Annotated in this window: 20 protein-coding genes; 12 read left to right on the top strand and 8 right to left on the bottom strand. The window is 42.8% G+C overall.

The genetic code is table 11. The features are described 5' to 3' along the window. Nucleotides 1–99: 99 nt before the first annotated feature. The 6 genes from ZYMOP_RS05995 to ZYMOP_RS05965 form a co-directional block, all read right to left on the bottom strand. A complete protein-coding gene (locus tag ZYMOP_RS05995; RefSeq protein ID WP_013934455.1) occupies nucleotides 100–555 on the bottom strand; it encodes a CopD family protein in 456 nt (151 codons plus the stop codon). Between the two features lie 106 nt (nucleotides 556–661). Beyond that, the gene (gene hemE / locus ZYMOP_RS05990) at nucleotides 662–1,699 is read right to left on the bottom strand and encodes a uroporphyrinogen decarboxylase (protein WP_013934454.1); all 1,038 of its coding nucleotides are present in this window, start codon (nucleotides 1,697–1,699) and stop codon (nucleotides 662–664) included. Nucleotides 1,700–1,962: 263 nt separating this feature from the next. Continuing rightward, nucleotides 1,963–2,154 carry a hypothetical protein gene (locus ZYMOP_RS05985; RefSeq protein ID WP_041581758.1) on the bottom strand — a complete coding sequence of 64 codons (192 nt, stop codon included), beginning with the start codon at nucleotides 2,152–2,154 and terminating at the stop codon, nucleotides 1,963–1,965. 1,176 nt (nucleotides 2,155–3,330) lie between these two features. After that, on the bottom strand, nucleotides 3,331–5,166 hold the full coding sequence (locus tag ZYMOP_RS05975) for a tetratricopeptide repeat protein (RefSeq protein ID WP_013934453.1): 1,836 nt from the start codon (nucleotides 5,164–5,166) through the stop codon (nucleotides 3,331–3,333). 51 nt (nucleotides 5,167–5,217) lie between these two features. Beyond that, entirely contained in the window at nucleotides 5,218–5,589 is a 372-nt protein-coding gene (locus ZYMOP_RS05970; RefSeq protein WP_013934452.1) for a hypothetical protein, read from the bottom strand. A 16-nt stretch (nucleotides 5,590–5,605) separates the two neighbouring features. Then, a complete protein-coding gene (locus ZYMOP_RS05965) occupies nucleotides 5,606–6,091 on the bottom strand; it encodes a hypothetical protein (RefSeq protein ID WP_013934451.1) in 486 nt (161 codons plus the stop codon). 363 nt (nucleotides 6,092–6,454) lie between these two features. On the opposite strand from ZYMOP_RS05965, the gene ZYMOP_RS05960 reads away from it, so the two are divergent. The 7 genes from ZYMOP_RS05960 (at nucleotide 6,455) to ZYMOP_RS05930 (ending at nucleotide 10,963) form a co-directional block, all read left to right on the top strand. Then, nucleotides 6,455–7,051, top strand: a complete 597-nt coding sequence (locus ZYMOP_RS05960; protein WP_013934450.1) for a Maf family protein — start codon at nucleotides 6,455–6,457, stop codon at nucleotides 7,049–7,051. Then, nucleotides 7,048–7,929: a shikimate dehydrogenase gene (gene aroE / locus ZYMOP_RS05955; RefSeq protein WP_013934449.1), complete on the top strand. Its 882-nt coding sequence runs from the start codon at nucleotides 7,048–7,050 to the stop codon at nucleotides 7,927–7,929. Before ZYMOP_RS05960 ends, aroE begins: the two co-directional genes overlap by 4 nt. Nucleotides 7,930–7,938: 9 nt before the next feature. Then, nucleotides 7,939–8,535, top strand: a complete 597-nt coding sequence (gene coaE, locus ZYMOP_RS05950) for a dephospho-CoA kinase (RefSeq protein WP_013934448.1) — start codon at nucleotides 7,939–7,941, stop codon at nucleotides 8,533–8,535. Nucleotides 8,536–8,539: 4 nt separating this feature from the next. After that, entirely contained in the window at nucleotides 8,540–9,238 is a 699-nt protein-coding gene (dnaQ, locus tag ZYMOP_RS05945) for a DNA polymerase III subunit epsilon (RefSeq protein WP_013934447.1), read from the top strand. A 126-nt stretch (nucleotides 9,239–9,364) separates the two neighbouring features. Further along, nucleotides 9,365–9,958: a ribosome hibernation-promoting factor, HPF/YfiA family gene (gene hpf, locus ZYMOP_RS05940; protein ID WP_013934446.1), complete on the top strand. Its 594-nt coding sequence runs from the start codon at nucleotides 9,365–9,367 to the stop codon at nucleotides 9,956–9,958. Nucleotides 9,959–10,163: 205 nt separating this feature from the next. Then, nucleotides 10,164–10,625: a PTS sugar transporter subunit IIA gene (locus ZYMOP_RS05935; RefSeq protein WP_013934445.1), complete on the top strand. Its 462-nt coding sequence runs from the start codon at nucleotides 10,164–10,166 to the stop codon at nucleotides 10,623–10,625. After that, on the top strand, nucleotides 10,625–10,963 hold the full coding sequence (locus ZYMOP_RS05930; protein WP_013934444.1) for a DUF1491 family protein: 339 nt from the start codon (nucleotides 10,625–10,627) through the stop codon (nucleotides 10,961–10,963). Before ZYMOP_RS05935 ends, ZYMOP_RS05930 begins: the two co-directional genes overlap by 1 nt. Nucleotides 10,964–10,981: 18 nt before the next feature. Here ZYMOP_RS05930 and ZYMOP_RS05925 read toward each other — a convergent pair whose 3' ends face one another. Continuing rightward, entirely contained in the window at nucleotides 10,982–11,581 is a 600-nt protein-coding gene (locus tag ZYMOP_RS05925; protein WP_013934443.1) for an ankyrin repeat domain-containing protein, read from the bottom strand. A gap of 212 nt (nucleotides 11,582–11,793) precedes the next feature. On the opposite strand from ZYMOP_RS05925, the gene ZYMOP_RS05920 reads away from it, so the two are divergent. Together ZYMOP_RS05920 and ZYMOP_RS05915 are read left to right on the top strand one after the other, a co-directional pair. Beyond that, nucleotides 11,794–12,228, top strand: a complete 435-nt coding sequence (locus ZYMOP_RS05920) for a YcgN family cysteine cluster protein (RefSeq protein WP_013934442.1) — start codon at nucleotides 11,794–11,796, stop codon at nucleotides 12,226–12,228. A gap of 310 nt (nucleotides 12,229–12,538) precedes the next feature. Then, entirely contained in the window at nucleotides 12,539–14,833 is a 2,295-nt protein-coding gene (locus ZYMOP_RS05915) for a TonB-dependent receptor (RefSeq protein ID WP_252507407.1), read from the top strand. Nucleotides 14,834–15,618: 785 nt separating this feature from the next. Here ZYMOP_RS05915 and purH read toward each other — a convergent pair. Beyond that, complete coding sequence (gene purH / locus ZYMOP_RS05905) at nucleotides 15,619–17,223, bottom strand: bifunctional phosphoribosylaminoimidazolecarboxamide formyltransferase/IMP cyclohydrolase (RefSeq protein ID WP_013934439.1); 1,605 nt, start codon at nucleotides 17,221–17,223, stop codon at nucleotides 15,619–15,621. A 617-nt stretch (nucleotides 17,224–17,840) separates the two neighbouring features. On the opposite strand from purH, the gene ZYMOP_RS05900 reads away from it, so the two are divergent. From ZYMOP_RS05900 to ZYMOP_RS05890, 3 genes are read left to right on the top strand one after another with little or no spacing between them, the layout of a single operon-like run. After that, nucleotides 17,841–18,584, top strand: a complete 744-nt coding sequence (locus ZYMOP_RS05900) for a (Fe-S)-binding protein (RefSeq protein ID WP_013934438.1) — start codon at nucleotides 17,841–17,843, stop codon at nucleotides 18,582–18,584. Next, nucleotides 18,584–20,026 carry a lactate utilization protein B gene (locus ZYMOP_RS05895; protein WP_013934437.1) on the top strand — a complete coding sequence of 481 codons (1,443 nt, stop codon included), beginning with the start codon at nucleotides 18,584–18,586 and terminating at the stop codon, nucleotides 20,024–20,026. The genes ZYMOP_RS05900 and ZYMOP_RS05895 overlap by 1 nt, the downstream gene beginning before the upstream one ends. Continuing rightward, nucleotides 20,023–20,634 (top strand): LutC/YkgG family protein, encoded by a 612-nt coding sequence (locus ZYMOP_RS05890; protein WP_013934436.1) that lies wholly within the window; start codon nucleotides 20,023–20,025, stop codon nucleotides 20,632–20,634. Before ZYMOP_RS05895 ends, ZYMOP_RS05890 begins: the two co-directional genes overlap by 4 nt. Nucleotides 20,635–20,657 lie beyond the last annotated feature (23 nt).

Below are 20,657 nucleotides of genomic sequence, written 5' to 3'. Positions count from 1 at the left end.
CACCGTAGGGGAACCCGCTTAAACTGTTGGAAATGGAGAGTCAAGAAAAAGAATAATGGGATTAGAGTATTTCTAATCTTATAACAGTAAAAATCGCTCTTAAAAAGGCTTAACAATGACTAAAATAACGACAATGGCTGCAATAATACCCGGAACTTCATTCATAAGGCGAAGGCCGCGTTCGCTGGACGGTCGGAAGCCGCGTCCTAATTTTTTAGCATAGGCGACCGACCAGCCGTGATAAATAGAAAGAAGAATAACGGCCGTCAGCTTAACATGAAACCAATATCCGACGACCAAAGCGCCGACATGTAAAGCTAATAAAACCCCGAATATCCAAGACAAAATAATAGAAGGGGTTAAGATGATATGGCGCAATCGCGTCTCACGATTTTGCCATTTAAGATCCTCGACTGAACCGGGTATGGTTTGACTGTGATAAATGCAATAACGCGGTAGCGTAAAAAGACCAGCCATCCAGAAAATCACAAAAATAATATGGGCTGATTTGACCCAAGGGTAGAGATTACCGAGAAAACCCATCCATTCGATCACAGAGCATTCCTTCTATTGTGGTTATTTATGTAATTTTTGTTCAAGTGGTAGCGACCTTCATTCACAGTTTCTATATTCATTAATATATTCGTTCGCAATTTTAGAATTAAGCACGAAGAATCTCTAAAAGGCGGCTAACATGATTGAGCGGCGTTTGGGGAAGAATACCATGTCCCAGATTAAAAATATGAGGCCTTTCTGAAAAAGCATCAAGAATGGTTTTAATAGCCTGATCTAAGGCGTCTCCACCTACCAATAAGGCTAGAGGGTCGAGATTGCCTTGGATAGGCAAATCCGAAGGTAGGTATTGATGCGCCCATAAAGGATCAACGGTTTCATCCAAGCCAATGGCGTTGACCTGTGTATCGCACACATAGGCTTTTATCCGGCTACCTGCGCCTTTTGGAAAGCCGATAATCGGGATATGGGGCTGTTTTTCTCGTAATCGGCTGATGAGTTTGGCGGTAGGAGCAATGACCCAACGTTCGAATTGTTGTGGTGATAAAGGCCCTGCCCAACTGTCAAAAAGTTGAACTGCATCAACGCCAGCTTCAATCTGACCGTTAAGATAATCGACGCTGCTGTCGATGATAGCATCAATAATTTCAGAAAAAGCTTGCGGATCACGATAGGCCATTTCTCGGGTCACGGCCTGATCACGACTGCCTTCTCCTGCGACCATGTAGGTAGCTACTGTCCATGGACTACCACAAAAGCCTAAAAAGGTGGTTTCTGGTGCCAAAACGTCAGCGACCCGACGCACGGTAGCATAAATAGCTTTTAGATGCTGTGGGGCCCTTTCTAAGGTCTTTAACGTATGATTCACTAAGGGAGGGGTAAGCTTTGGTCCTTCTCCTTTGACGAAAGTTAAGTTTTGACCCAACGCATAGGGAATAACCAAAATATCTGAAAAGAGAATGGCTGCATCAAAACCGAAACGCCGGACAGGTTGTAAAGTTACCTCGGCGGCTGCCTCGGAATCTTCAACAAGATTAAGAAATCCTGCCTTCTTTTGGCGAAGGGCTCGGTACTCCGGTAAATAGCGCCCTGCCTGTCGCATTAACCATACCGGGGGCTTCGTTTGTTTTTGGCCATGGAGAACCTTTAATAGCGGTGCGTTCGGTTTTTTTCGCGGTTCACCCATAACAATCCTTAAGATTTAATAAAATGTTGTTGAAGTAGTAGGGGCTGTGGATAATGGGGATAAGTTTTTTATCCACCAAGTTATCAACAGGTTTGTTCCAAGACGACTCGTTGACTCTTACGGAGTCGTTCGAGTTATACACATTCTTTATTGTCCTGTAATAAAACGGCTTAGCCTGTGGATAACTCTGTGGATGTTCTGTGGATTGTTGGGATAACTCTGTGGATAACTAGGGATGTAAGGGTTATCCACAATTTTATCCCCTACTTATCCACAGGCTTATCCACAGTTTTTTTGATCAAGGTAAAGCCAGATAAATAGACGGATAAAACAATGGGGGCATCTACGAAAAGCGGTGCACAAAGGAAGGGTTGTATTGTCCAATTTTTCCATTTTTTTAGGCTAACCCCAATTTCAACATCTGAAAGAGCGTGCCCGATAGGTAGGATTATCACGCCTTTGGGGATAGAAACTTGGTTAGGGTCGAGTGAGGGGATATTAAAGCGTGTCTTATCCTAAAAATGAAACTTGTTGGGGTACTTTAAATTCTTCAGTATCTTTTTGCTTCTGACGAGGAGCAGTCGTCTGGGTCATAGATGGCGAAGTATCTTTTTTTGCTTATGCTATGGCCATTATTTGCATGGTCAAACAGTTATCTAAATAGTCGCTAATTACGGCGAAATCTTTATCGAAGATTTTCCTATGACTTATAGACGGCTTGTTTTTGGGCTGTCGCAATGTCTATCCCTTTTCCCTACAAATAGGATAGTTTGGTTTTGGCAGGTTCTTAAGGGGATGACCGCCCTTATTATACCCAGAAAAGGCGTTTGCTAAATTTTGAGTGACGACTTGTCAGAATATACATCATCGAATTTTTTTTAGTACTAAGCGCTTTCTGTATAAAAAATTATCAGTCATCTTATTGATACTAATAAAATGCTTTTTAGTATTTTAAGCGATATCCTGATACCCTTCATACATCCAAGTAAGCATGAAAGCCGCTGATCCCTGCCTTTTTTAGCCGATTTTAGATAACTATAAGCGGCCTTTTGATACCAAAAAGTCGCTTTCTCATTCTCATTATTGGGGATTATTGTGTATTGCTTCCCGAGAGAATAAGCCGCTGCCGTATCCATCTGATCGGCTGCTTTCTGAAACTCATAGAAGACTTAGTTTTTATTTTTAGCAACGCCTTTACCACGATCATATCAGAGCCAGATGGGGAGGCGCTGACAGGTTGATAAAAATATCCGACTGGCCGGTGAAAAAGATAATGCTCGTTTGGCGCTTACCTTGGTATAGCCTTGATTGATCAACCGCTTTTTCCGGCGATAAAAAGTTCTTTTTTGTATCCTATTTTAGGTGATGTTTGAAAGAAACTGATTTTCGGCATTGGTTGGATGGATGTTTCTTTCGTCGCCTTATGCCTAGAGCGGCATGATATATTCTAGAAAGATGACCAAAGCTGTGGTTTTCCTAATGCAAAAGAAGGGCTTCCTCGCGTTTCCTTGTATTAAGACATTTCATCCCCTGAAGTTTTATAATTTTATATGAAATATGTTTTGGTATGAGTTTGTGTATGTGTTTTTCGTTTATTTAATTTTAGAATAATTTTACAGAATGAATAAATGTTATTCTGTGAATTTTAGCGGCGGCAAATCATCAAGACTCTGATAAATTTCCTGAAGAAAGGGAATCATACTGGGAGAAGGCGGCGTGACTTCCGTCATGGAAATGTGAACATGAAGTTGGGCTTTTTGATACCACCGAAGCGATTCATCCATGGTATGGGGATAAGAGGGAATGTCATCATGCGCTGTCATCATTCCAAGACAAAAATCCGCTCCAGCGAAATTTTGTTCCGCTGATTTTTTGAACCAATAGGCTGCCTGCTCCAAATTTTTTGGGACGCCTTCGCCTTGATAATAGATCAGCCCAAGATTACAGGCTGCAAGAGCGTTGCCTTGTTGTGCTGATCTTTGAAGCCAATAAATCGCTTGTTCTAAATTTTTGGGGACGCCTTCGCCTCTTTCATATAAGGCGCCCAAGAAACATTCAGCCGCTTCATTCCCTTGATAAGCGGCTTGTTTTATCCATTTAATCGCTTCAGCCAAATTTTTCGGGTTCGTTTTTCCTGTATCATAGATCAACTGTCCCAGTGCATATTTGCCGGAGGCATAATCTTGATCGGCGGCTTTTTGATACCAGTATTTGGCTTTTTCCAAATCTTTGGGGGTGCCATATCCCAGTTGATACATATACCCGAATCGGGTTTCGGCATCTTCGTTGCCCTGATCAGCGGCCTTTTGATACCAATAGAAGGCTTTTTCCAAATTTCGATTGGTTTCTATTCCTAAAAGATATTGAAGCCCGACATTGACCTGTGCTGAGACATATCCATGTTCTGCCGCCTTTTGGTACCAAAAATAAGCTTTTTTGAGGTCTTTTGGAACTGCCCTTCCCAAATTATACATCAACCCCAAATTGAATTCTGCTTCAGGAATATTGTGATCAGCCGCCTTCTGATACCAATAAAATGCTTTTTCAGGATTTTGAGCGACGCCTCTACCATTATTATACATCAAAGCGAGATAGAATGCCGCTGACGCAAGGCCTTTATCAGCGGCTTTTTGATACCAATGAACCGCTTCCTTCTCATTTGAAATAGCCATGTATTGTTTTCCAAGAAGATAAGTCGCTATAATATTCCCTTGGTCAGCCGCTTTTTTAAGCCAATAGAGGGCTTTTTCAGGATTTTTAGGGGTACCTTCCCCTATAAAATACATATTTCCCAGATTGGACTGGGCCTCGGGAATGCCTTTATCAGCGGCCTTTTGATACCAATAGAAGGCTTTTTCAGAATTTTTAGGCGTTCCTTCTCCCTTATTATACATATAGCCAAGAGAGACTTTTGCATCTGGGTAATCTTGATCGGCGGCCTTTTGATACCAATAGAAGGCTTTTTCAGAATTTTTGGGCGTTCCTTCTCCATCATAATACATATCTCCAAGAACAGCTTCTGCATTTGGATAACCTTGATCGGCTGCTTTTTGGCACCACTCGAAGGCCTTTTCAGGATTTTTGGGGAAAATTATGCCTTCTTGATATATGAGGCTCATATCAAATTGGGCGGCTGCGATGCCTTGATCAGCGGCCTTTTGCATCCAATAGAAGGATTTCTTTTCATTTTTAGCAACGCCTTTACCACGATCATACATAAGTCCTAACTGATGTTGGGCCTCGGCATGGCCTTGATCAGCAGCCTCTTCCATCCAACGAAAAGCTTTCTCTAAATCCTGTTTATTGTCGTCATTTTTTTTATAGTGCATCGCTAGATGAAATTGATCTTCGGCTTGGGTCGGCGATGTGATTTCTTGATCTTCTTTAGCTAAAACAGGAGGAACATGACATAAAATTAACGTGAGTATTGTTGTTGTTTTTATCATAAAATTATATGTATTTTTCATAGTGCCCCCACCTTATTATTTTATTAAAATAATTTAATATAAATTGTGTTCTTAATCTTTAGATTTATGTTGAGATTTATAAGAGCTTTCTTTTTTTTGCTCATTTTCTTCTTCAATCATCTTTTGTGCTTCTTGCATGATAGCGTTGCGGGTAGCGGGATCCGTTATTCCCGCTAACATTCTTTCTGCAATAGCGAGTGGATTACTGAAATATGATTCAAAATATTGCTTACTACTTTTACTAATCCCCAAAATATCGCAGAGAGATATTTGAACATCACCGGCTTCTTTTTCTTTCCTGACAGAAAAATTTTGTCTGTTATTTTTATATTGAACCATGTGCCAACCATCATGTGCTGTTTGATCGGCGAAAACAGCTATAGCATCACTTTGATTATTGTTTAATAATTCAGATGATTTCATTAAAAATGTATCATCATTACTGAAGTATATTTGGGCTTAGTTTGTAAAAAGTATTTTTTACAGCAGAGTAGGCTGCTATAACTCGATTTGATTGTGAACAAGGCTGTTCTATGGCATCTTTTTTACTATTGATAAGATTAACCGTTTCCACAGCCCTGTTGATTGCTTTTTGCTGATCGGTCACAGAAAGCTGTTTATCTACTTCTATTTTTATTGCCCCAAAATAAGAGTAAAGCGTAAAGCTAATTACATTAAATGTAAGATTTTTATTATCATTGAGAGATTTGAAATCATTTTCTGATTTTTCATCTTTATCATTAAAATTAATATTTTGTGTTGTTGGCGGAAAACAAATATTTCCTATTAAAGAATGAGTATTTGACCCATCACTACTACCTATTATGTCAATGTTATTATCATTATTAGAAATTTGTACGGTGCTAGAGCCGTTACAAGAGGTAGGCGTATTCGTATTTGCTGTTCGTATTTGCTGCGGTAACAACTATAGGGTGTCTTCATGGGTAGATGAGGGATCAGTGGCGTCAGAATTAGGATCTTGCCAATAGCGAACTGTGCTGGATGTTGATGTAGATATAGCTGTCATGACCCTCCCCTTTATTAAACATTGTTTATTATGACGGTTTTGTTATTAAATTTTTTAACAAAAATAATGAAAATAATTTTTTTATAAAAAATGTTATTTATTATTTTCTATAAGTAACATATTTTAAAAAATGAGATGTTTTAACGGTTATATATAATTTTGTTTAAAAATAATATCAGATAAGACAGTAAAAAATTAAGACAGGATCTTTGGGAATTACTGCTATTATTCTCTATATTAGAAATTTTTTTGGAAAAATTTATGGCCTTTGTTCTTGCGTCATCCTCTAAAATCAGAGCCACACTTTTAAGGTCGGCAGGTGTATCTTTTTCTATTAAAACCGCAGAAGTGGACGAAACCGCTCTCAAGCATCAATGGCAGGCCAATAAAAAAGATAATGCTCGTTTGGCGCTTGCCTTGGCAGAAGCCAAAGCGTTGGCCGTCGCTGAATATTGCCCTGATGATTTAGTCGTGGGCTGCGATTCAACGGTTATTACAACCGAAGGGGATTTATTGAGCAAGCCGAAAGACCGTGATGAGGCTGCCCAGCATTTGCGGGGTTTAGCCGGAAAACCCCACATCCTGACCAGTGCCTTTGCCGTGATCGAGCAAGGGCGCTGTGTTTTTCATTATCAAGATCAAGCGCTGTTAACGATGCGCCTTTTTTCTGAAGATTTTTTGGAAAGTTATCTCGATCAGGAATGGCCAGAAATTAGCTATTGTGTCGGCGGGTACCGTCTTGAAGGGCTGGGTATTCAACTTTTTGATAAGATTGAAGGGGATCATTTCACCATTATGGGGCTGCCCCTGCTCGCTTTACTTGCCTATTTGCGAAAACGCTCAATAGTAAAGATATGACTCAGAATACTCTTTATCGCCCGAACCCTGCCGTTGCAGGGGTTATCGGTTGGCCTATCGCCCACAGCCAGTCCCCGATGTTGCATCGTTTTTGGTTAGAGGCTTGTCAAATTAACGGTGACTATAGCCGTTTTCCGGTTCATCCGTCCCATCTGGAGCAGAGTATTAAGGCTTTGCCCGCTTTGGGATTTAGAGGGGTTAATGTCACCGTTCCTCATAAACAAGCTGTGATACCTTTTTTAGACAGCATTGATCCTTTGGCCGAAAAAGCCGGTGCTGTAAATATTGTAAGCGTTGAAGAAGACGGGCATTTAAAAGGGTATAACAGCGATATTCCGGGTTTTATGGAAGCCTTACAAACCCCGATGCAGCACCAAGGGGAAGGTTTACGAAAGGCCTTTATTATTGGTGCCGGTGGTGCCGCCCGCGCTGTGGCTCTGGGATTAACAGCGGCAGGTTTTACGTGCCAGATTGTCAATCGTAATCCTGAAAAAGCGCGCGCGTTAGCGCGGGATATTGGCGCGTTGCGGGGAGATTTGGATTTTCATAGTCTTGAAGATAATCGTGAACCGGAATTTCTTTTACAAGATGGTGAATTAGGGTTGATCGTTAATGCTACGACCTTGGGCATGACGGGGCAGCCGCCGCTTGATATTAGTCTTGCCAAAGTAGATTCCCGCACGCTTGTTTATGATGTGGTGTATGCACCTTTGGAAACACCCTTGCTAAAAGCGGCTAAAGCACGGGGTCTTAAAACAATTGACGGGATGTCGATGTTGATCGGACAGGGCGCTGTTGCTTTTGAAATTTTTTACGGCTGTAAACCCCCAAGGGATCAAGATCAGGCGTTAAGGGCTTTATTGACTTCTCGGAAATAGGCGAAAGTTATGATTATTTTAGGCCTGACCGGCTCTATTGCGATGGGTAAATCGACGGTAGCTACTCTTTTTTCGGCCATGAAATTACCTGTTTTCGATGCAGATAAGGTCGTTCATCAGCTACAAGGCCCCCAAGGAAAATTGTTACCAGCGATTGGTCAGGCCTTTCCGGGTGTTATTGATGCTAATGGCGTTAACCGGCAAAAATTGGGATCTATGTTGCTTGCTAATCCAGCCGGTTTTTCGCGTTTAGAGGCTATTATTCATCCGGCTGTTGTTCAGGAATTAAGGCATTTCTTGCGGCAGCATCGTAGCCGTCCGCTTGTTATTATTGATATACCCTTATTATTTGAAGCCGGATTTGATCGCCTGACCGATTATATTGCCGTTGTTTCTGCACCCAGTTGGATCCAGCGTCGTCGCGCTTTGAAAAGGCCAAATATGACCGAATCACGTTTTTACGGCTTGCTGTCACGACAGTGGCCAGATCGGAAAAAAAGACAATTAGCCGATTTTATTATTAGGAATGGGGGCAATATTGCCCAAACAGCGGCTCAGACGAGAAAGATCGCCGGTTGCCTTGTGGGGCAAGGTAGCCGATACTAATGCTATGCGCGAAATTGTATTTGATACCGAAACTACTGGCCTTAGTCCGATTGATGGCGATCGGCTGGTCGAGATCGGTTGCGTCGAGCTGATCAATAAAGTTGAAACCGGCCGTAGCTTCCATTGCTATTTTAATCCAGAACGTCCTATGAATGCGGTCGCAGAATCCATTCATGGACTGTCGGATAAGTTTTTAGCAGATAAACCTCTTTTTGCAGAAAAGGCGAAATCCTTTTTGGATTTTATCGGTTTTTCACCGTTGGTTGCCCATAACGCGGCTTTCGATTTTGGTTTTTTGAATCATGAATTAGGCCGATGTGGCTATTCAGCCATCTGTATGACCCGAATGGTGGATACCTTGGCGATTGCCCGTAGTAAGCATCCGGGGGCCAAACATACTTTGGATGCGCTTTGCACCCGCTATGGCATTGATCGTAGCCATCGCGTCAAGCATGGCGCTTTGCTGGATGCTCAGTTGTTAGCCCAACTTTATGTTGAACTGACGGGGGGGCGTCAGATTGGTATGGCCTTGGGCGATGATTCTGCTTCGGGGGGACGTAAGGACGGCTATAATACAGCCTCTCAGTCGAAAAACCGGAAACCAAGACGGAATCCCCGCCCCCATCAGGCCAGCCCGCAAGAGTTGCTGCGTCATGGCGCTTTTATTGATAAAATTTCCGATCCCGTTTGGCGTCAAGCTTAGGATAGAGAGATCGAGATTGCAATAATAGAATGATCGAATATTACGGGATAAAATCCTGTTATTTAGCAATTTTTTTGATTATAAATAAAGCAGGGTTTATTTAGGAGCGTATGGAGGAAGGCTAAGATGGATATTCGTATTTCTGGCCATCAGATTGATACTGGTACTGCTCTAAGGCGTTATACTACCGATCATCTTGAAGATGTTATTGGTAAATATTTCCCTAAATGCCTAAGCTCAACCGTAACATTTGGCAGCCGAAGACAGGCGGTTATTTCTTGCGACATTATTGTCCATGTGATGCGCGGTATCATTCTAAAAGCTTCTGGTACTGGTAAGGATGCCCATTTGGCCTTTGATCAGGCCTTAGGTAAAATAGAAAAACAGCTTCGTCGCCATCGTAGTCGTTTACAAAGTAAAATGCAGTCAAGCACACCGGCGCCTGCTTTGAAAACAGCTGCGCTTACCCCTGAAGAAGAAATACTGGATAACGCGCATTATACTGTTTTCGAGGTTGATGATGCCGTTGAAAGCGGCGAACATCCTCCTATTATTGCAGAAATGCAGGTGGATATACCAGAAACCTCGGTATCTGATGCGGTATTGATGCTTGATCTTCGTAATACGACAGCTTTATTGTTTTTAAACAGTAAAACAGGCCTTTATAATATGGTCTATCGTCGTTCTGATGGTACGATCGGTTGGGTTGAACCCAATTAAACCAAGCCGCCATAATTGATAAATGGGGTAGAGAATTTATTTCCATAGAGGGGTAAAGCGTATCGCTTAATTGAAAGCAGAAGCGCTTTACCGCCTTGGAAGGCTTGATTTTATCTTTTCAGATTTTGGTGTTTTCTTAATACAGCATCTTTTCTGATCCGATGCTGCGATCTTTGAAATCGTGGGCATATAAAGGCGAAAATAGATGAATAAACTGGCCGAGATTATCGGGCCGGACAGGATTGAAACGGCTTTTAATCCCTCTAATAAAAAGAGTTTATTTCAGCAGGTTGGTCAATGGGCTGGCCAAAAATTTTTGATTAATCCTAAACAGATTGTTGAGCGTCTGCATGAAAGAGAACATTTAGGATCAACCGGTTTTGGTCATGGTATTGCTATCCCCCATGGTAAGCTGGATGGTCTGAAGCATGTTTCAGGATTCTTTGTACGTTTAAAAGAACCTATTGAATTTGATGCTGTCGATAAACTGCCTGTTGATCTGTTATTCTTCCTTTTTTCACCAACAGACGCAGGCATTGATCACCTGCGGAGTCTTGCTTGTGTCAGCCGTCGTTTGCGGGATGGCGATTTGCGGGCAAAATTGCGAGGGGCTTCGTCTGGCGATGCCCTTTATGCTTTATTAATTGATGAAAATGAGACCAAGTGATGTCTGAACCGCGTTTAGCAACGCATATGCTGATTAAGGCTTTGCTACGGCAAATGGATGCAGCGGGACAGTCAATGATGATTTTAAAAAAGGGGGATCAAGAAGCCGGCGGTCTTATTTTGATGGTCGTTGAAAAAGGTATTCCCCTTTTTCTGTTAGAACGTATTTTATTAGAAAATGGGCAGTATGGATGGGGGCGTGTAGGCCCCAAGGAAGGTGCGGAACCTGAGGCCTTTCGCCAATATCTGGAGAAGCGACAGCGTTTCGATCCCGATATTTGGTTAGTTGAATTAGAAGGACGGCAAAGTGAAGCCCTTGCCGTCACCTTATTTTCTTAAAAGATATTGAGACCCTTTTTAGCGTGGTCTTGGCCCCATCATGATTTTCTTTTGTGTTGGTTTAGCCTCGTCAAGCACTTTCAGAATAGCGTTTGATCGATTATCCTGTTCTGCATAGTCCCGTGCAGATCGGCCCGCAATATGATCGGTTATCTTAGGGTCAGCGTGATTATCTATCAGCACCCTTACCATGGGTAGATTGTGATTTTGAACCGCCATAATAAGCGGTGTTTGGCCGCTATTATCGGTTATATTGGGATCGGCGCCGCCTTCTAACAGAAGTTGTGCCCCATCTGTCCAGCCGATTTCTGCGGCTAACATAAGAGGGGTTTCGCCTGCCTTGTTTTTAAGATCAATTTTAGCTTTTTTATAGATAAAATAAGCTAGCCATTGTATATCGTGGGCTCGGGTAACAATGTGAAGGGCTGTATCGCCACTGCTATAGTCTTTTGTGTTAATCAGACTTTGCTGTTGATCAATACTGCTGGTAATTTTATTCGTGTCGCGGTCTCGGACAGCTCTTAAAAAGCTATAATCTTCGTTTTGAGCAAAAGCGGATATTGGTACGGTGAGAACCATTCCGGCCAGCAATAAACCGAAAAACTTTTTAGAGCACATTTCTATCTCCGAACCATCCATAAAGGGCTGTAACAGGCAGTTATCTTCATTTTACGGTATTATTTTTTATTGGTATCTGTCAGGCGAATAATAATAACAGATTAAGCAGCAAATTTTCCTTTGAATAGCCTGTTAACGCAGGTCTTTTCGATAAATATTTTTTAAAAGAATAAAATGTCTCTTTTTATAAGCGTTATAGCAAGGGTTTTTGAATGAATGATCGGTTTTGGGAAAAAATTCCACTCGATGCTTTGAAACGGGAAGAATGGGAATCTTTGTGTGATGGCTGTGGTAAATGCTGTTTATTCAAACTGGAAGATGATGATACCGGTGAAGTGCTTTATACTAATGTAGCTTGCCGCCTATTGGATTGCACTAGTGGTCAGTGCCGAGACTATCGGCATCGCCGTTTATCCGTTCCAGAATGTGTACGGTTAAGTGCTTCGATGTTGGGTACTATTCCTTGGCTACCTGAAAGCTGTGCCTATCGTTTGATCTATGAAGGTAAGTCTTTACCCGAATGGCATTATCTGATTTCAGGTGATCGGGAAAGCGTTCATAAAGCCGGAAAATCGGTGCGCGGATGGACGATCTCGGAAGAGTTTGCCGGTGATCTTGAAAATCATATTGTTGAGCATGATGTTTGATCCTTTTGTCTAAAATTATAGGATATTCAAAAAGAATTTTTAAAGGCATCTTAACACCTTATAAAGGCATCATTTCGTTCAATGAGTCTATTGACCACTATTGTTTCTTTAAATAGCGTCCGCGCGTAATACTCTTTCATTGGGTTGCATTGGGTTATTTGGGCATCCTTTTCCATTGGGTACCGCTTTCACACAGGATAAGCTTATGGGTTCGTGCTGGAAAAATAACAGCCTTCTTTTGTCGCCATTATGTGTCAGTATCTATCTTACACTTATGTCTTCCTGTCTTGAAGCTCAGGCTCTACCTTTAATGCCTCCCAAATCGAAAAATACCAATCCCCTCTTACAGGCAGGACAATTGCCTGAGACAAGGGGAAGGGATACGGTTGATACGTCGAAAAATGCGGCTATGCTTTCTCTGGAAGTCGCCACAAATCAACTGCCATTGGACTCTAAAGCGGCGCCTTCTGCTGAAAATAGTGATTTGATTGTGACCGCTGAAAGACGGTCGGAGAATGTCCAGAATATTGGTAGTTCTATCAGTGTTCTTTCTGGGGATACCCTGACAACCCGTAACGTTAACAACGTCTTTGATCTTCAATATCAAACCCCTTCTTTACAGGTAACGCCTCAGTTCGGCAGCGGCCAGCCTGCTTTTGCTATTCGGGGTGTGGGCTTTAACGATTATTCCAGTAATAATGCGCCCACTGTGGGTATTTATATAGATGAAGTCGCCAATCCGGTGCCTTTTGCGACGAATGGTATGATGTTTGATATTCAGCGGGTGGAAGTATTAAGAGGCCCGCAAGGCACCCTTTATGGTCGGAATACGACCGGTGGGGCAATCAACTATATTCTGAATAAACCAACCGATACCTATAAGGGGGGATTATCTGTTCAGTATGGGCGGTTTAATGCCACCAAAATTGACGGATATGTGTCGGGGCCGATCAATGATCGGCTACGTTTTCGTTTATCGGGACAAACCGAACAAGGCGGCGCATGGCAACATAATGAACAGGGCGCTTCTTTGGGGCGAACTAATCGTAGCGCCGCGCGTTTTTTATTGGATTATGATGCCAATGATACCTTAAAACTTGAATTAAATATCCATGGTAGCCATGATCGTTCAGATGCCAACGGGCTTCATCTTTATGCCCCCATGACGGCCTTACCCGGACAGACCTATCCCGCCGATCAAAGCCGTTATATGACCCATTGGGGCACGTCTTCTGCTTTTGCAAGAGAAGTGGGTATCCATCCTAATACCAAGCCTTTTAGCCATATTGATACCGGTGGGGTGAGTTTACGAAGCGAGCAAGAATTTTCCTTTGCTACCCTTACCGATATTTTCAGCTATGACAGGATGCACCGTTGGGAATATGATAATTTTGATGCTTTCAACCAAGGTCTGGCCGATGTTGCCTTTAAAACCAATGCGCAGGTTTTCGCCAATGAAATTCGGCTGACTTCGAATGATACATCCCGTCTAACATGGGTAGGCGGTATTTATTATGCGCACCAGTCCTTGAGCGATCAATATCAGTCCGGTTTTACGGATTCTCCGATTTATGGCACGGATGGCGATGTCAATTATGATCAACGGGTCAATACTATTAGCGGTTTTGGTCAGGCCACCTATCATATAACGCCTCAATTACGGGTAACAGGTGGGGTGCGTATTGAGCACGAATCTCGTGATCTTCTTAATTTGACTTCGCATTATATTACGAATGGTGTCATCACCAATCCCGAAAACGGTGTCGCACATCGCAATACCAGTTTTACGAAACCGACCGGCAAATTTGAGATACAGTATAATCCTGTGTCGAATGACATGATTTATGTCTCTTTTACAAGAGGGGTGAAATCTGGCGGTTTTACGACCTATAATTCCCAGAATGATGCGCTTTCCGCTGAACCTTTTAAGCCGGAATCCTTGTTAGCCTATGAAATCGGCAACAAATTATCTTTACCTGAAGCCCACCTAAAATTAAATATTTCGGGCTTTTATTATGATTATCGTAATCAACAGATCCAATCAGCAACTTTTAATACTATGAATGGAGGCATGATTGGACAAATTGTTAATGCACCTCGCTCCCATCTTTATGGGGGGGAAGTAGAAGCGACATGGACACCGATCCCCAACTTTACGCTTTCCCAGTCAGCAGGATGGGCGGTCGGTGCATTTGATCGTTTTTCTTCTTTGGGGGGTGTCCAGAAACTAGCGGATAATGCCTATGCGGGTATCTATGTAAACCGTAAAGGCGACACGCTCCCCTTTCCCAAATTTACATTGAATGGATCGGCTAGCTATCGTTGGACTATTGGAGATTTTTACCTGACTACAGGGATGAATTACAGCCGCAGAAGTCCCTATCATTCGTTATTTGGTAGTTTTTATAATGTCCCAGCCTATACTTTATGGGGGGCTGATATTACGCTTACCCCTAAAGATGCGCGTTGGACTGTGGCCGTTTTTGGAAAGAATATTTTCAACAAACGATATGATGTGACCCGAAATTTCTTTATCAGTGGTGATCATGTTGCTTTGGCCGGGATGCCTGCGACATGGGGGGTCCGAGTGAGTGGTTCTTTTTAAAGGATTACCTTCTTTAGTAGAAGCCTATAGAGGCACGGTCTCGCCCCTTAAAAAGAGCTTTGGCATTGGTTTTTATCCACGCCTAGCAGGCTTAATCTTCCTTCAGAGGAGAAGGTATAGGCTAGGGTAGCCTATCATGACTTAAATATATTACCTCAAAATATCTGACTGAGCTGTATCCGATTGCATTACAAAAATATGATGACGCCCAGAGGGCCTCTTTGAAAAAATAGAGATTAAATCGGTCGTATTTTGAGTTTTGGATATTGTTACAGTGTCAGCCTATTTGAAAAAGAGCAGATTAATCCCAAATAAATTAGAAGATTATCGTATTTTATTCTCTTTATTCCTTGGATTTTAGCGTGTTTTATGCCTTTTATCAAAAATTTTACAACGAAAATACCAAGAAAAAATATCCTGAATTTTCTTTTTTTAGGGGTGCGATATGGATTATTTGCTCTTCTTTTATGGGTAAAAAGACCGATATGCTTTCTATTATATAGTTTTTTTGGTCTTTGTCTGCTGGCTATACCTGTTTTTTATCATTTTAAAATAGCGCTTTGGGGATCTCAACCCATGTTGTTAGGGTTGCTTATGGCGTTAGGCATGGGCGCTTTTTTGCTCGCCAGTTTTTATAATTTCATTTTATTCCGATTTATACCGGATTCTTTGCTGCCTAAATCAGTATTAGAGGCTGTTTTGCCTAAAAAAAACCGGCGTAAAAACACGCGCAAAAAAATCGGCCAGCCTGATCGCTGACCGATTTTTTACGATAAGATTGTCTATTAATGGCGGAAATGACGGGTTCCCGTGAAAATCATGGCGATACCAGCCTTGTTCGCAGCATCAATTACTTCTTGGTCACGGATTGAACCACCCGGCTGAATAACCGTTGTCGCGCCGGCTTCGGTAGCGGTTATTAAACCATCAGCAAAAGGGAAAAAGGCATCAGAGGCGACCGCTGAACCTTTGGTATGTACTTCTGCCCAGCCTGCCTTCTTGGCTGCATCTTCGGCTTTCCAGGCGGCAATCCGTGCCGATTCCAATCGGTTCATCTGACCCGCACCGATACCGACGGTCGCATTGTCACGCGCATAGACAATAGCATTGGATTTGACATGTTTGGCTACTGTCCATGCAAATAAAGCATCCTTCATCTGTTGGTCAGTCGGTTTAATTTCGGTCACAACCTGTAGAGCCGCCTGATCGAGTAATTCAGCATCGCGAGATTGGAGTAGCACGCCGCCAGCAATCGAACGGGCATTAAGACCATGCCGTTTCGGGTCTGGTAACGGCCCCGTGATCAATAAACGGAGATTTTTCTTCTTTGTGAAAACAGCCTTGGCCGCATCATCTGCCTCAGGGGCAACAACAACTTCTGTAAAGATTTCAGTGATAGCTTCAGCGGTGGGGCCATCTAATGGACGATTGAAGGCAATGATACCTCCAAAAGCCGAAACACTGTCACAGGAAAGCGCTGCTTTATACGCTTCCAAGAGGCTATCTGCGGAAGCCACACCGCAAGGATTGGCGTGTTTTAGAATAACCGCTGTAGGCGGGCCATCGCGGAATTCACTGATCAGTTCTAATGCCGCATCGGCATCGCCATAATTATTATAGCTGAGCGCTTTGCCTTGAAGCTGTTTAGCCTGTGCAATGCCATTAACAAGAGGCCATTCCGGTAAATTCGGTAAGGTCGGAATGTAAAGGGCTGCTTTTTGATGAGGATTTTCCCCATAACGTAAAGCAGACGCTTTTTTGAGCGGCAAGGTAAGTAGTTCCGGCAAGTCTTCCCCTAAATCTGCCGCGAACCATGCCGAAATGGCAGCATCATATTGCGCGGTAGCCGCATAGGCTTTTCCTGCGAGACGACGGCGAGTCTTTAAGGTCGTGGTACCCCCGTTATCGTTGAGTTCTGCAATCAGAGCGGGATAATCTTCAGGATCGGTAACAATGGTCACATGCTCATGATTTTTGGCAGCTGAGCGCACCATAGAAGGGCCACCAATATCAATATTTTCAATAACTTCAGGCCGATCTGCGCCTTTTGCGACCGTCTCTCGGAAAGGATAAAGATTGACGACGACCAGATCAATCGCCTTGATCTCATGGGCGTTCATTGCCGCGATGTGATCGGGATTATCGCGGACTGCTAACAAACCGCCATGCACTTTGGGGTGAAGTGTTTTAACACGGCCATCCATTATTTCAGGAAATCCGGTAAAATCACTAATATCGGTTACCGTTAAACCGGCGTCCCGTAATAATTTAGCGGTTCCGCCCGTCGAAACGAGTTTGATGTTATGGGCAGCCAATGCCTGTCCCAATTCTATCAGTCCCGTTTTATCAGAAACAGAAAGTAGCGCGGTTTTGATCGCTGTCTCGGTCATAGATGCCTTATCCTGTCAGTTTTCCCGACTCTTGTCTCTGGGGCGACATAGGTGATTTGGCGGTCAGGTTCCAGTGGTGTGATATTATTATAGGCGTGTTCCTCTTCTGGAGAGGTCGCATCGGAGCATTTTTGACAAAAAATATCTTTTTCGTTCAATATTAATTTTTAAACTTAAGAGCGCGTAAATACAGCGCTTAAGGGCACGGATAAGCGTTTTAGATTCATCATACTAAAAATATCCGAAGTCAGCCTTTGCACTCTGTTTTTGTCAACAGGGGAGTGCTTGAAGAAAAATTGGGGCGCGCGGTATGGGGTTTTATCGCTTTCCTCCAAAGAAGGCTTTCAAAAAAGTATAGCGCAAGCATAATCTAGGGAAATGCATCCACTATGCATATAATATTATCCGAAAAACGTAAAATATACCCAAAAATATCGATGATTATATACCTTTATTAAAGGTATTAGCATAATTTTTTATATAAAATTTAGAGCTATTGAAGGGTAAAATGCCATTTTATATTAAGTATAATGGAAAAATTTCTTCTTCTTTAAAGAAAATTTAGTGATAGATACTCAAAATATATTTTTAAAATATCATATTATTGGAATAATATTATGCGTGTGGGCTTGTTTATTCCCTGTTATGTTGATGAATTTCATCCTGAAGTCGGTATCGCAACTTTGGAATTGTTAGAGAAGTTAGGGATCAAGGTTGAATATCCGTTAGAACAAACCTGTTGTGGTCAACCGATGACAAATTCGGGATGCCATGAGGAATCAGCGGCAACCGAAGCCAATTTTGTCCGTAATTTTAAAGACTATGATTATATCGTCAGCCCTTCAGGAAGCTGCACCCATCATGTGCGTGCCGATATGGATGCGGTCGAACAGAGTGAGGCGGTCAAGGCAGTCAGAAGCCGGACTTTTGAATTAGTGGAATTTCTCCATGATATTCTAAAAGTAGAGGCTTTTCCTTGGGCCGAATTCCCTCACAAAGTAGCGCTTCATAATAACTGTAATGCGCTACGGGGTTTAAATATTGCAAGCATGTCTGAATTAAGGATGCCTGCTTTTTCTAAGCCCCGTGATCTATTGAATAAAGTCCGTGGTATCGAATTTACTGAATTGGAAAGACCGGACGAATGTTGCGGCTTTGGCGGCACTTTTTCTGTTTTTGAAGAAGGGGTGTCAACGGCGATGGGTTATGACAAGGTGCAGGATCAATATCGTTCCGGAGCAGAATATGTCACCTCTTCGGATAGTTCTTGTATGATGCATCAGCAAGGCTGTGCCGAGCGCTTAAAACTGCCTTTAAAATATATCCATATTGCCCAAATTCTGAACGGAGCACGTGAATAATGGATAACACCGATAAAGAAGCTGTGGTTGAGCCACAACCAAGGGGGGCCATTATCAAGGGCAATGCCCCTGTAGATCAATCCGAGGCGGCTGATCGGTTTATTGCGGCAAAACGGCATGAAAAGTCGCATGATAAGCGTTTATGGGAACTGCGACAGAGACGCGACCGCGCTATGCACGCTGTTGAAGAATGGGAGGAACTGCGTCATTTAGCCTCTACTATAAAGGAGCATACTCTTTCACATCTTGATGAATATTTGCTTCAGTTTGAAAAGCAGGCTTTGGCCAATGGTGTTCACGTGCATTGGGCAAAAGATGCAGAGGAACATAACCGCATCGTTTTAGAAATTCTGAATCAGCACGAGGCCAAAAGCTTAATTAAAAGCAAATCCATGTTAACGGAAGAATGTGGTTTGCGGGCTTTTATGAAAAAAGCCGGAATTGAAGTTATTGAAACCGATCTTGGAGAACGGATTCAGCAATTAGACAATGAAGACCCTAGCCATGTCGTGGTGCCTGCGGTTCATAAATTATGCGAAGATGTGGCTGAGGTTTTTCATAAAAATTTTGGCTCAGATGCCCATAATGCGGATGCGCATTATTTAGCCGAATGTCAGCGTGAAGCTACCCGTCCCCTTATTTTGTCTGCGGATGCGGGGATGACCGGCTGTAACTATGCGATTGCCGAGACAGGAAGCTTCGTTGTTTGTACCAATGAAGGGAATGCTGATCTTTCCGCTAATCTTCCACCATTACATATTGCCTCTATCGGTATAGAAAAAGTTATCCCCCGTTTTGATGATCTTGCTGTCTTTGTCAGATTGTTATCACGCAGTGCTTTGGGAACGCCGATTACGCAATATACCTCGCATTTCAAAGGGCCGCGTAAAGGCGGAGAAATGCATATTGTTCTAGTGGATAATGGCCGTTCTGAACGCTTGAAAAGCGAAATATTTTGGCCTTCCCTGAAGTGCATTCGCTGTGGTGCCTGTATGAACACCTGTCCCGTTTTCCGGCGTTCTGGAGGGTTAAGCTATGGTGCAACCTATGCAGGCCCAATCGGGTTGATTATCGACCCCAGTTTTAACCTTCACAAATATAGATTGCTGCCTTTTTCTTCTACCTTGAATGGTAGCTGTGCCAATGTTTGTCCGGTAAAAATCAACATTCATGAGCAAATTGCGGCATGGCGGAAGGTCATCTCGGAACATCATGAAATGCCTTTTGTCAAAAAGGCCATGATGAAATCAGCCGGTCTATTATTATCCAGCCCGAAATTATATCGCAAAGCCCTTCCTATAACGAACAGTGTTCTACGACATTTGCCGCATTTTGCCGTTTATAATCGCCTTAATACATGGACGACAGGGCGCGATATGCCACAGGTTGAACGGCAAACTTTTTACCAATGGTATCAGGAAAATAGAGGGGAAAAAGCATGAATAGTCGCCAGCTTATTCTCGAAAATTTATGTGTTAATCGGCCAAAGACAGAACCCATGCTGCCGGATATTCCCCTTTTTGATACGCCTGTTCCTGTTGACAGGGTAGCAAAATTTAAAGAAGCTGTTGTCAGTATGGGCGGTGAGATTATCCATGTTCAAGCGCAAGGATTAGATGCCGCCCTTAAAAAATATACCGATGAAGCTAAAGTCATCTGTTCTCATGTGCCTGAAATTAAAGGTAATCTTGAAATAACGGGCGATACCCAACCAACCGATCTTGCCGATGTCGATGTCGGCATTGTTCGGGCTTCTTTTGCGGTGGCGGAAACGGGATCGGTTTGCCTTACGGATGCCGATTTTGGTATTAATAGTTTGGGATATTTACCGCAGCATTTGATCGTTTTGGTTGATCCCGAAGATATTGTCTATAACCTTCATCATGCTTATCGTCGTTCCGAAGGCAAAAAACATGCCTATATGGCCTTTCACACTGGGCCATCCGCTACCGCCGATATTGAAGGTATTTTAATCCACGGCGCCCAAGGGGTACGGTCGTTGTCGGTAATTTTACAGCCGCGTCTTCAGAAAAAGAGCGAAGGAAAGTAATTTAGAGGCTTATCTGACCCGTT

It is taken from the genome of Zymomonas mobilis subsp. pomaceae ATCC 29192, assembly GCF_000218875.1.
Classification (GTDB): Bacteria; Pseudomonadota; Alphaproteobacteria; order Sphingomonadales; family Sphingomonadaceae; genus Zymomonas; species Zymomonas pomaceae.
Note: the sequence above shows the minus strand (reverse complement) of the source record. Positions and strands in the feature narration are given on the sequence as shown.

Bases quoted from the DNA above. Each gene is read 5' to 3' on its own strand.
- coaE (WP_013934448.1), top strand. From the start codon at position 7,939: ATGATTATTTTAGGCCTGACCGGCTCTATTGCGATGGGTAAATCGACG.
- purH (WP_013934439.1), bottom strand. From the start codon at position 17,223: ATGACCGAGACAGCGATCAAAACCGCGCTACTTTCTGTTTCTGATAAA.
- ZYMOP_RS05915 (WP_252507407.1), top strand. From the start codon at position 12,539: ATGCCTCCCAAATCGAAAAATACCAATCCCCTCTTACAGGCAGGACAA.
- aroE (WP_013934449.1), top strand. From the start codon at position 7,048: ATGACTCAGAATACTCTTTATCGCCCGAACCCTGCCGTTGCAGGGGTT.
- ZYMOP_RS05890 (WP_013934436.1), top strand. From the start codon at position 20,023: ATGAATAGTCGCCAGCTTATTCTCGAAAATTTATGTGTTAATCGGCCA.
- ZYMOP_RS05920 (WP_013934442.1), top strand. From the start codon at position 11,794: ATGAATGATCGGTTTTGGGAAAAAATTCCACTCGATGCTTTGAAACGG.
- ZYMOP_RS05970 (WP_013934452.1), bottom strand. From the start codon at position 5,589: ATGAAATCATCTGAATTATTAAACAATAATCAAAGTGATGCTATAGCT.
- hemE (WP_013934454.1), bottom strand. From the start codon at position 1,699: ATGGGTGAACCGCGAAAAAAACCGAACGCACCGCTATTAAAGGTTCTC.
- ZYMOP_RS05960 (WP_013934450.1), top strand. From the start codon at position 6,455: ATGGCCTTTGTTCTTGCGTCATCCTCTAAAATCAGAGCCACACTTTTA.
- ZYMOP_RS05900 (WP_013934438.1), top strand. From the start codon at position 17,841: ATGCGTGTGGGCTTGTTTATTCCCTGTTATGTTGATGAATTTCATCCT.
- dnaQ (WP_013934447.1), top strand. From the start codon at position 8,540: ATGCGCGAAATTGTATTTGATACCGAAACTACTGGCCTTAGTCCGATT.
- ZYMOP_RS05895 (WP_013934437.1), top strand. From the start codon at position 18,584: ATGGATAACACCGATAAAGAAGCTGTGGTTGAGCCACAACCAAGGGGG.
- ZYMOP_RS05925 (WP_013934443.1), bottom strand. From the start codon at position 11,581: ATGTGCTCTAAAAAGTTTTTCGGTTTATTGCTGGCCGGAATGGTTCTC.
- ZYMOP_RS05935 (WP_013934445.1), top strand. From the start codon at position 10,164: ATGAATAAACTGGCCGAGATTATCGGGCCGGACAGGATTGAAACGGCT.
- hpf (WP_013934446.1), top strand. From the start codon at position 9,365: ATGGATATTCGTATTTCTGGCCATCAGATTGATACTGGTACTGCTCTA.
- ZYMOP_RS05930 (WP_013934444.1), top strand. From the start codon at position 10,625: ATGTCTGAACCGCGTTTAGCAACGCATATGCTGATTAAGGCTTTGCTA.
- ZYMOP_RS05975 (WP_013934453.1), bottom strand. From the start codon at position 5,166: ATGAAAAATACATATAATTTTATGATAAAAACAACAACAATACTCACG.